The following is an 8,675-nucleotide window of genomic DNA, read 5'->3' as shown; positions in this document are numbered from 1 at the left end:
TGATCAACCCCATCGCCATGGAAGAAGGCCTGCGCTTCGCTATCCGCGAAGGTGGCCGTACCGTGGGCGCTGGCGTCGTGGCCAAGATCCTCGCGTAATCTGTTCTGAATTGCACAAGGAATCGCCATGTCCAAGCAAAAAATCCGCATCCGCCTGAAGGCGTTTGACTACAAGCTGATCGACCAGTCCGCTGCCGAGATCGTTGACACCGCCAAGCGCACCGGTGCGATCGTCAAGGGCCCCGTGCCCCTGCCGACCCGCATGAAGCGTTTTGACATCCTGCGCTCGCCACACGTCAACAAGACGTCGCGCGACCAGCTCGAAATCCGCACGCACCAGCGTCTGATGGACATCGTGGACCCAACGGACAAAACCGTTGACGCCCTGATGAAGCTCGACCTGCCCGCAGGTGTGGACGTCGAAATCAAGCTGCAGTAATGGCTGTTGAGAAGCCGGTCTGACCGGCCTCTCTGCGTCAGAAATAACGCGAACTTGCTTGAAAAAGCAGTTCGCGTTATACTTTAGGGCTTCGCTCAATTTGCGCCTGTGAAAGGGCATGAATTGAGCGAAGTTTTATTAACCTTCTTTCATGCACGCGAGTGCAAACGCTGCAGCCAATTGAAGTTGTAGCGGTGGAAGTTTTGGAGAAACAAATGAGTCTGAGCAACTCCCTCGGGTTGCTGGGTCGCAAAGTGGGCATGATGCGTCTGTTCACCGATGATGGGGACGCAGTGCCTGTCACGGTGGTGGATGTGTCCAACAACCGCGTTACCCAGATCAAAACCCAAGAGAACGATGGCTACGTGGCCCTGCAGGTCACGTTCGGTTCGCGCAAAGCATCGCGCGTGACCAAGCCAGAAGCCGGCCACCTTGCCAAGGCAGGTGTGGAAGCCGGTGAAATCATCCAGGAATTCCGCGTGACTGCCGATACCGCTGCCCAGTACCAAGCTGGCGCATCGGTGGCTGTGACGTCCGTGTTCTCCGTGGGTCAAAAGGTCGACGTGCAAGGCACCTCGATCGGTAAAGGCTACGCCGGCACCATCAAGCGTCACAACATGAAGTCGCAGCGCGCGTCGCACGGTAACAGCCGTTCGCACAACGTGCCCGGCTCCATCGGTATGGCGCAAGATCCAGGTCGCGTGTTCCCCGGCAAGCGCATGACGGGCCACCTTGGTGACGTCACCAAGACCACGCAGAATCTCGATGTGATCCGCATCGACGAAGCACGTCAACTGATCTTGATCAAGGGTGCAATCCCGGGCTCCAAGGGTGGGTTCGTGACCGTGCGTCCCGCAGTCAAGGCCAAACCTTCCAAAGGAGCGAACTAATGCAGCTCGAACTCCTGAATGACCAAGGCCAAGGCGCATCCAAGCTGGATGTTCCAGAAACCGTGTTCGGTCGTGAATACAACGAAGATCTGGTTCACCAGATCGTGGTGGCCTATCAGGCCAACGCACGCCAAGGCACTCGCGCCCAGAAGGATCGCGAGCAAGTCCGTCACTCGACCAAGAAGCCTTTCAAGCAAAAGGGTACGGGTAACGCACGTGCAGGTATGACCTCGTCGCCACTGTGGCGCGGGGGCGGTCGGATTTTCCCGAACATGCCTGACGAAAACTTCACGCAAAAGATCAACAAGAAGATGTACCGCGCCGGCATGTCTGCGATCCTGTCGCAGCTCGCCCGTGAAGGTCGTCTGGCTGTGGTCGATTCGCTGAAGCTTGACTCGCCCAAGACCAAGGTCCTGGCCGACAAGTTCAAGGCGATGAATCTGCAATCGGTGATGGTGATCGCCGAGGAAGTGGACGAAAACCTGTACCTGGCATCGCGCAATCTGGTGAACGTGCTCGTCGTCGAGCCGCGCTACGCCGATCCCGTGTCGCTGGTCCGTTTCAAGAAAGTGCTCGTCACCAAGGGTGCAATCGACAAACTCAAGGAGATGTTCGCATGAGCACACTCAAGTTTGACGAAGGTCGTCTGATGCAAGTGCTGGTCGCTCCCATCGTGTCCGAAAAGGCCACCATGGTTGCTGAAAAGTCCAATGCTGTGACGTTCAAGGTGCTGCAGAACGCAACCAAGCCAGAAATCAAGGCCGCTGTGGAATTGATGTTCAAGGTCGAGGTCAAGGGCGTCTCTGTGGTGAACACCAAAGGCAAGACCAAGCGTTTTGGCAAGACCATCGGCCGCCGCGACAACGTTCGCAAGGCTTATGTCACGCTGCAGCCTGGTCAAGAGCTGAACCTCTCTGGGGAGGCCGCGTAATCATGGCTGTCATCAAGATGAAACCCACTTCGCCCGGCCAACGTGCCGTGGTGAAGGTCACGCGTGACCACCTGTACAAGGGTGAAGCGTACGCCCCCCTGCTGGAACCACAATTCCAGAAGGCCGGCCGTAACAACAACGGTCACATCACCACCCGCCACAAGGGCGGTGGCCACAAGCACCACTACCGCGTAGTGGACTTCAAGCGCAACAAGGACGGCATTCCGGCCAAGGTTGAGCGCATTGAGTACGATCCAAACCGTACGGCCCACATCGCTCTGGTGTGCTATGCCGACGGCGAGCGCCGTTACATCATCGCTCCCCGCAACCTGGAAGTGGGCGCAACCCTGCTGTCCGGTTCGGAAGCCCCGATCCGCGCTGGCAACACGCTGCCTATCCGCAACATCCCCGTGGGTTCGACCATCCACTGCATCGAGCTCAAGCCCGGTGCCGGTGCACAGATCGCTCGCTCGGCCGGTGCTTCGGCAACGTTGCTGGCCCGTGAAGGCGTCTATGCCCAGGTGCGTATGCGCTCGGGTGAAGTGCGCAAGATCCACATCGAATGCCGCGCCACCATTGGTGAAGTGGCCAACGAAGAACATAGCCTGCGCCAATTGGGCAAGGCCGGTGTGAAGCGCTGGATGGGTATTCGCCCAACGGTTCGCGGCGTTGCCATGAACCCAGTGGATCACCCTCACGGTGGTGGCGAAGGCCGCACCGGCGAAGGCCGCCATGCAGTCGATCCTTGGGGCAATCTGACCAAGGGTTATCGCACCCGTAACAACAAGCGCACACAGATCATGATCGTGTCGCGTCGCAAGAAGTAAGGGGTAACAGATGACTCGCTCTCTTAAAAAGGGTCCATTTGTTGACCATCACTTGCTGGCCAAGGTCGAAAAGGCCGTCGCCACCAAGGACAAGAAACCAGTCAAGACCTGGTCGCGTCGCTCCATGGTTCTGCCCGAGTTCATCGGTCTGACCATTGCCGTGCACAACGGCAAGCAGCACGTACCTGTCTATGTCACCGACCAGATGGTGGGCCACAAGCTGGGCGAATTCGCCCTGACGCGCACCTTCAAGGGTCACCCCGCTGACAAAAAAGCGAAGAAGTAAGGAACGACCATGTCTGAAACACGTGCAGTCCTCCGGGGCGTCCGTCTGTCGGTCGACAAGGGCCGTCTGGTCGCTGACCTGATCCGCGGCAAGAAGGTGGACCAGGCTCTGAACATCCTGAACTTCACGCAGAAAAAAGCTGCGGGAATCGTCAAGAAGGTTCTGGAGTCGGCCATCGCCAACGCCGAACACAACGATGGCGCTGACATCGACGAACTGAAGGTCAAGACCATCTACGTCGAACAAGGCACCACGCTCAAGCGCTTCACCGCGCGCGCCAAAGGCCGCGGCAACCGCATCAGCAAGCCCACGTGCCATGTGTACGTGACGGTTGGCAACTAAAGGCTCGGGAAGACTATGGGACAAAAAATCCATCCTACCGGCTTCCGCCTTGCGGTCAGCCGCAACTGGTCCAGCCGTTGGTACGCCAGCAACCGCGATTTCGCGGGCATGCTGGCCGAAGACATCAAGGTGCGTGAGTACCTGAAGGCCAAGTTGAAGAACGCGGCTGTGTCGCGCATCCTGATCGAGCGTCCTGCCAAGAACGCCCGCATCACCATTTACTCGGCACGTCCTGGTGTGGTGATCGGCAAGAAGGGTGAAGACATCGAGAACCTCAAGAAGGAACTCGCTGCTCGCCTGGGCGTGCCTGTTGCAGTGAACATCGAAGAAGTGCGCAAGCCTGAAATCGATGCCAAGCTGATTGCCGACAGCATCACGCAGCAGCTCGAAAAGCGGATCATGTTCCGCCGCGCGATGAAGCGTGCCATGCAGAACGCCATGCGTCTGGGTGCCCAAGGCATCAAGATCATGTCGTCCGGTCGTCTGAACGGTATCGAAATCGCTCGCTGCGAGTGGTACCGTGAAGGCCGCGTGCCACTTCACACGCTGCGCGCCGACATCGACTACGGCACCTCTGAGGCCAAGACCACCTATGGTGTGATCGGCGTCAAGGTCTGGGTCTACAAGGGCGATACGCTGGGTCGTAACGACCTGCCTGCCGTGGAAACCCCACGTCCAGACGAAGAACGCCGCCCACGCGGTCCTCGCCGTGATGGCCGCCCAGGTGGCGACCGTCCAGGCGCAGGCCGTGGTCCACGTCGTCCTGTCGGTGGCAACACCGCACCGGCCGACGGCAGCGACAAGCCAGTGGAAGCTGGTGGCGCTGATAACACCGCCGTTAAGCGCGTACGCAAAGTCGCCGCGCCCGCTACAGCAGCGGACGGAAAAGGAGAATAAGTATGCTGCAACCTGCTCGCCGCAAGTATCGCAAGGAGCAAAAGGGCCGTAATACCGGTGTCGCAACGCGGGGTGCCTCCGTTGCGTTCGGTGATTTCGGTCTGAAGTGCACCGATCGTGGCCGTCTGACGGCCCGCCAGATCGAAGCTGCACGCCGTGCGATTTCCCGTCACGTCAAGCGTGGCGGCCGTATCTGGATCCGCGTGTTCCCGGACAAGCCAATCTCTACCAAGCCCGCAGAAGTGCGTATGGGTAACGGTAAGGGCAACCCCGAGTACTACGTGGCCGAAATCCAGCCCGGCAAGATCGTTTTCGAGATCGTCGGTGTGCCCGAAGAACTGGCCCGTGAAGCGTTCCGCCTGGCTGCTGCCAAGCTGCCGCTGCGCACCACGTTCGTCAGCCGCCTGATCGGCGCGTAATTCAGGAGAACAAGCAATGAAGACTACTGAACTGCGCCAAAAAGACGTCGCCGGCATCGAAACCGAAATCAAGGCGCTGCAAAAGGCCCATTTCGGCCTGCGCATGCAAAAGGCTACGCAGCAATTGGGTAACACCAACACGCTGCGCACCACCCGCCGCGATATCGCCCGTGCCAAGACCATTCTTGCTGAAAAGCAAGCCGCCAAGTAAGGAGCCCACATGACGGAACCTAAAAAATCCCTCAAGCGCACCTTGGTTGGCAAGGTGGTCAGCGACAAGCGTCAAAAGACTGTGACCGTGCTGGTCGAGCGCCGTGTGAAGCACGAGCTCTACGGCAAGATCGTCGGTAAGTCGAGCAAGTACCACGCCCATGATGAAAAGGGTGAGTACAAGCTGGGCGACACGATCGAAATCACCGAGAGCCGTCCGCTCTCCAAGACCAAGAACTGGGTTGCTACCCGCTTGGTGCAAAAGGCCGGCCTGCTGTAAATCAGCACCATGCTGCCCCGGGGCCAAAACCCCGGGCGGCAAAGCCCTTCAAAACGACCCACAATGTGGGTCGTTTTGCTTTGTGGGCCACACTTTTATGGCCCTGGGCAGTTCGCTCTTCCATCCCCATTCATCCCAATTTAAGGAGATAAGCAATGATCAAAGTCGGTGACACCCTGCCAGCCAGCACACTCATGGAATATTCGGAAGTCGAGGGCGAAGGCTGCAGCATTGGCCCGAACCCCGTGCCTGTGGACAAGGCCACGGCCGGCAAGACGATTGCCCTGTTCGCGTTGCCCGGTGCCTTCACCCCGACCTGCTCGGCCAAGCATGTGCCTGGCTATGTGGAAAAGGCCGCTGAGTTCAAGGCCGCTGGTGTGGATGAGATCTGGTGCGTGAGTGTGAACGACGCCTTCGTGATGGGCGCCTGGGCACGGGACCAGAAGACCGATGGCAAGGTCCGCATGCTGGGTGACGGCGATGCTACCTTCGCCAAGGCCACCGGTCTGACGCTTGACCTCAATGGCAAAGGCCTGGGCCTGCGCAGCAACCGTTATTCGATGCTGGTGCGCGATGGCAAGGTGGTCACGCTCAACGTGGAAGCCCCAGGCAAGTTTGAAGTGAGCGACGCTGACACGCTGCTCCAGCAAGCCCAAAAGGCTTGAGTTCAGCGCTACAGGCTGCGGCGAGTGGGTCCTTGCGGTTGCGGGGCGCTCTGGTTTCGGCCGGCCGCCGGGGTCGCCATTGCCGTGGCGGGCGTTTGCGAAGCCGCCCGGCAACACGATCCCCGGAAAGGTTTTGAACGGGTTCTAAGCCTCGTTCGAAGATCGGATGGCGTGGAGCAGCCGCTGCAGCTTTGCGCTGCGCGTCGGCGCCAGCCATTGGCTGGCCCATTGGATCTCACCTGCCAGCCGGGCCCGCTCGCTGATGTTCACCGGGGGCTGTTGGGCCAGCCGGTGCAGGCGGGCCTTGAGGGTGTCGAACTGGGTGCGGCTGTAGTTGGTGCGCTGGTTGACCACCAGGCCCGTCACATACTGCCGCTGGTGTGCGGGTATTACGCGGGTCTTGTCCGCACGCAGGGTGAATCCTTCGTCTTGCGCAATGGCGGTCACCCAAGCACGAAAGTCCACCCACTGGCGGTGCAGCAGTGCCTTGGGACCCGAGAACACCAGGTCATCGGCATAGCGCGTGTAGCGCGCGCCAAAGTGCTCTGCCAGTGCGTGCAGCCGCAGGTCCAGCCCGAATGCGCACAGATTCGCCAAGGCTGGTGATGTGGGTGCGCCTTGAGGCAAATGGGGTTGCTTCAGGCGGGCACCGATGGTGTGGCGCTGCGCGATGGCCTCAGGAGGGATAGAGGTAGCTTCCAGCAACCGGTCACGGACGGCCTGGGGAGTGCGCGTGGTGGTCAACCGCGTCAGCAACTCGGCGGCAGGGCGGCCGTGGCCCAGTGCCCGCCATAGCGCGCGCACGCGCGTGGCAGTGATGCTCGTGAAGAAATCAGCCAGATCAAACCGGATCACCACGGCCTGGTGGGTGTGAACCTGTGCATGGCTACCCACGCTGCGCCCGCGCACAAAGTCATGGGCAGCCTCGTGCACAGGAACACCGGCCAGCAGGCTGTCCAGAATGCGGCGCTGCGTGCTGGCCAGGCGCGGGCGGGGCGCCTCCAGCAGGCGCAGCCCGCCGCTGGGCTTGGGCAGCAAGCGATAGCGATAGTGTGAAAGGGGCAGGGCATGGGCCCCGTTCTGGCGTTCGCGCCAATGCGCATGCTCGGGCGCGAGCCACAGCAGGTCACCTAGCGAAATGGCCAGGGCCTCGGTCACGTCGGTGGCGGTCGCGAGCACCGGGGCGGTGCTGTCGCGGCCCTTCCATGCGGGGTGCGGGCCTGCGGCGGCAGGGCGCAGCAGCCAGTGCAACGTTTCACCGGCACGCACGTTGGCGGCCCAGGTGCGGAAAGCCCGGGCGAGTTGGGAGTCGGGCCATTGGTGCACAGGCAGGGCGGGTTCGGCGTCTTCATCACCTCCGTCTGCCAGATCGTCCCAGGCATCCTGCTCTTCTGCGTCCTGGCCGCAGTTCGCCGTAAGCGCCTGCAGGGCGGAGCCGTTGCGCACCCCCGCTTTGCGCCACCAGATACCCCAGCACAGCCAGGTGGCCACGTCCTCGGGCTCCAGTCGGGCCCATTCGGGGTCGGACATGTTGGATAGGCGGCGCAGCTGCTCGAACAAAGGCGCGGGCAGTGGATCGGGGCTGTCCGCCGGGGTGGTGCTGCCACCCAGGCAGGCACCCGCGCGCGCGGACAGCGCCTGGAGGGTGTGGCGTTCCGGCTCCCGGGCATCGGCCAGCACGGCCATCGCCAGCGCCTTGGCCAGCGCGCGCGTGCGGGCTGAAATCTTCTTCACGAAGCAGCGAAGTGTAGGAGGTTGGCCCGGTGCCAACCGGCGGGTTGGGCGCGAACATCGCGCCACGGGTGGCGGGACGTTCGTGCGCCGCGATGGACGCTTTGGAAGACAACACCGTGGGGCTGCCCCACGGCTCGACCCTGATGAACAGGCTCGAAATGCTTGGCACCGGGCCACCGCAATTCTATGGTTGCTACAAAAATAATAGCTATTGGCGCAATACCAATAAGCGCCAGGCCCAAAAAACTCAAAAAATATCGACCTTGAGGTAGTGCGCGCCCGCAATGGGGTTGTGGTAGTAGGGCGGGATCTCTTCAAAGCCAAGGTCGGTGTACAGCGCGCGCGCCGACTCCATGTCGTCAAGCGTGTCGAGCAGCACACAGGCGTAACCCGCCTGGCGGGCACGGTCGAGCATGGCCTCCGCCAGCTCGCGGCCCAGGCCGAAGCCGCGAAACGCCTTGCGCACATACAGGCGCTTCATCTCGCTCGCATTGGGGTAGTCGGCGGCATCCAGCGGACGCAGGGCGCAGCAGCCTGCGATGGCCCCTTCGACCTGTGCCAGCAGCAGCGCGCCGCGCGGCGGGCCGTAGTCGCCGGGCAGGCCCGCGAGTTCATTTTCAAAGTCCTGAAAGCACAGGTCCACGCCGAGGGTGTCGGCGTATTCCCGGAAGATATCGCGGACCGCATCCATCTCGGCAGGCGAGGTGGGGGTCAGCAGGGTGACGGAAGGCTTGTCCAAAGCGCAGCAGTGAAAAA

14 protein-coding genes and 1 pseudogene are annotated in these 8,675 nt (G+C 61.2%); 13 read left to right on the top strand and 2 right to left on the bottom strand.

Going from position 1 to position 8,675, the window contains the following annotated elements; all coding sequences use genetic code 11:
- The 13 genes and pseudogenes from ASE39_RS25865 to ASE39_RS13590 all read left to right on the top strand — a co-directional run.
- Positions 1 to 98, top strand: a pseudogene (locus ASE39_RS25865) (elongation factor Tu); the annotation flags it as partial.
- A 28-nt stretch (positions 99 to 126) separates the two neighbouring features.
- Complete coding sequence (gene rpsJ / locus ASE39_RS13645) at positions 127 to 438, top strand: 30S ribosomal protein S10 (protein WP_005796953.1); 312 nt, start codon at positions 127 to 129, stop codon at positions 436 to 438.
- 215 nt (positions 439 to 653) lie between these two features.
- Entirely contained in the window at positions 654 to 1,328 is a 675-nt protein-coding gene (gene rplC / locus ASE39_RS13640) for a 50S ribosomal protein L3 (protein ID WP_010467169.1), read from the top strand.
- The gene (rplD, locus tag ASE39_RS13635) at positions 1,328 to 1,948 is read left to right on the top strand and encodes a 50S ribosomal protein L4 (protein ID WP_010467171.1); all 621 of its coding nucleotides are present in this window, start codon (positions 1,328 to 1,330) and stop codon (positions 1,946 to 1,948) included. Before rplC ends, rplD begins: the two co-directional genes overlap by 1 nt.
- On the top strand, positions 1,945 to 2,259 hold the full coding sequence (gene rplW, locus ASE39_RS13630; RefSeq protein WP_010467173.1) for a 50S ribosomal protein L23: 315 nt from the start codon (positions 1,945 to 1,947) through the stop codon (positions 2,257 to 2,259). Before rplD ends, rplW begins: the two co-directional genes overlap by 4 nt.
- Before the next feature lie 2 nt (positions 2,260 to 2,261).
- On the top strand, positions 2,262 to 3,086 hold the full coding sequence (rplB, locus tag ASE39_RS13625) for a 50S ribosomal protein L2 (RefSeq protein WP_010467175.1): 825 nt from the start codon (positions 2,262 to 2,264) through the stop codon (positions 3,084 to 3,086).
- 10 nt (positions 3,087 to 3,096) lie between these two features.
- Positions 3,097 to 3,372 (top strand): 30S ribosomal protein S19, encoded by a 276-nt coding sequence (gene rpsS / locus ASE39_RS13620; protein WP_010467177.1) that lies wholly within the window; start codon positions 3,097 to 3,099, stop codon positions 3,370 to 3,372.
- A gap of 9 nt (positions 3,373 to 3,381) precedes the next feature.
- On the top strand, positions 3,382 to 3,714 hold the full coding sequence (rplV, locus tag ASE39_RS13615; protein WP_007847806.1) for a 50S ribosomal protein L22: 333 nt from the start codon (positions 3,382 to 3,384) through the stop codon (positions 3,712 to 3,714).
- A gap of 15 nt (positions 3,715 to 3,729) precedes the next feature.
- Positions 3,730 to 4,611, top strand: a complete 882-nt coding sequence (gene rpsC / locus ASE39_RS13610; protein WP_010467178.1) for a 30S ribosomal protein S3 — start codon at positions 3,730 to 3,732, stop codon at positions 4,609 to 4,611.
- A 2-nt stretch (positions 4,612 to 4,613) separates the two neighbouring features.
- Positions 4,614 to 5,030 (top strand): 50S ribosomal protein L16, encoded by a 417-nt coding sequence (gene rplP / locus ASE39_RS13605; RefSeq protein ID WP_010467180.1) that lies wholly within the window; start codon positions 4,614 to 4,616, stop codon positions 5,028 to 5,030.
- Positions 5,031 to 5,046: 16 nt separating this feature from the next.
- Positions 5,047 to 5,241, top strand: coding sequence for a 50S ribosomal protein L29 (gene rpmC / locus ASE39_RS13600; RefSeq protein WP_010467182.1), 195 nt, complete (start codon positions 5,047 to 5,049; stop codon positions 5,239 to 5,241).
- A gap of 9 nt (positions 5,242 to 5,250) precedes the next feature.
- Positions 5,251 to 5,520, top strand: a complete 270-nt coding sequence (rpsQ, locus tag ASE39_RS13595) for a 30S ribosomal protein S17 (protein WP_010467186.1) — start codon at positions 5,251 to 5,253, stop codon at positions 5,518 to 5,520.
- Positions 5,521 to 5,675: 155 nt separating this feature from the next.
- Entirely contained in the window at positions 5,676 to 6,185 is a 510-nt protein-coding gene (locus tag ASE39_RS13590) for a peroxiredoxin (RefSeq protein ID WP_010467187.1), read from the top strand.
- A gap of 144 nt (positions 6,186 to 6,329) precedes the next feature.
- Here ASE39_RS13590 and ASE39_RS13585 read toward each other — a convergent pair whose 3' ends face one another.
- Positions 6,330 to 7,919 (bottom strand): reverse transcriptase family protein, encoded by a 1,590-nt coding sequence (locus tag ASE39_RS13585; RefSeq protein ID WP_057271500.1) that lies wholly within the window; start codon positions 7,917 to 7,919, stop codon positions 6,330 to 6,332.
- Positions 7,920 to 8,166: 247 nt separating this feature from the next.
- A complete protein-coding gene (locus tag ASE39_RS13580; protein WP_057271499.1) occupies positions 8,167 to 8,658 on the bottom strand; it encodes a GNAT family N-acetyltransferase in 492 nt (163 codons plus the stop codon).
- Positions 8,659 to 8,675: the final 17 nt, after the last annotated feature.

It is taken from the genome of Acidovorax sp. Root267 (assembly GCF_001429215.1).
GTDB lineage: Bacteria > Pseudomonadota > Gammaproteobacteria > Burkholderiales > Burkholderiaceae_C > Acidovorax > Acidovorax radicis.
This window is presented reverse-complemented; position numbering and strand designations above follow the sequence as displayed.